Below are 1167 nucleotides of genomic sequence, written 5' to 3'. Positions count from 1 at the left end.
CACCTCAACACCACCCAACAACAACGCATCACCCGCACCGGCATCCAACCCCTCACCACCACCGAAGCACTCCACCTCTTCGACACCGCACTGGCCCTGCCGTCCACGGAGGCGAGGCACGCCGTCCTGGCGGCATCGCGATTCTCCTTGTCGGCTCTGGAGAGTTCGGGCGCAGTCGTTCCGGCGCCCCTGCGGTCGTTGGTGCGCGGGACACGCAGACGCGCGGTCGGAGCCGCCGCCGCCACCCCGGCGGGGCTCGGCGCCCGGCTCGCCGCCCTGCCGGCACAGGATGCGGAACGTGACGTACTGACGCTGGTACGCGGAACGGCGGCCTCCGCGCTGGGACATGCGGACGGCGATGCGGTTGCGGTCGATCGTGCCTTCACCGACCTTGGCTTCGACTCGCTCGCGGCCGTGGACCTGCGCAACCGGCTCGCCGCGACGACCGGGCTACGACTGCCCACCACCTTGGTCTTCGACCACCCGACCCCCGGCGCGCTCGCCTCCGAACTGCTGCGGAGACTGCTGGGGACGGTGACCGAAGCGCCGCAGGTCACTGTCTCCGATCCGGTGGGTAGCCTGCCGAAGGCGGTGGACGATCCGATCGTGATCGTGGCGATGGCCTGCCGGTTCCCCGGTGACGTCGCTTCCCCCGAGGACCTCTGGCGCCTGGTTTCGACCGGCACCGATGCCGTCTCCGGCTTCCCTCTCGATCGCGGTTGGGATCTGGAGGGCCTCTACGATCCGGAAGGCGCGGGGGCCGGGACGTCATACGCACGTGAGGGCGGTTTCCTCCACCGGGCGGCCGACTTCGACCCCGGGTTCTTCGGCATGAGCCCGCGTGAGGCACTGACCACGGACCCCCAGCAGCGGCTGCTGTTGGAGACCGCCTGGGAGACGTTCGAGCGCGCCGGGATCGACGCCCGTACGCTGCGCGGTTCCCGTACCGGAGTGTTCACGGGGGTGATGTACAACGACTACGGGGCCCGTCTCCATCAGGCTCCGCAGGCCCCGGACGGCTTCGAAGGCTATCTGGTCAGCGGGAGCGCCGGCAGTGTGGCCTCGGGCCGAGTGGCGTACACCTTCGGTCTGGAGGGGCCGGCGGTCACGGTGGACACCGCCTGCTCCTCGTCCCTGGTGGCGCTGCATCTGGCGGTACAGGCGCTG

General features: G+C 70.4%; 1 protein-coding gene. It reads left to right on the top strand.

Annotated features, from left to right (window positions below):
* Window positions 1-1167, top strand: a 1167-nt coding sequence (locus ABZ348_RS34710) for a beta-ketoacyl synthase N-terminal-like domain-containing protein (protein ID WP_358940011.1), incomplete at both ends; no start/stop codon positions are given.

It is taken from the genome of Streptomyces sp. NPDC005963 (genome assembly GCF_040638655.1).
GTDB lineage: Bacteria > Actinomycetota > Actinomycetes > Streptomycetales > Streptomycetaceae > Streptomyces.
This window is presented reverse-complemented; position numbering and strand designations above follow the sequence as displayed.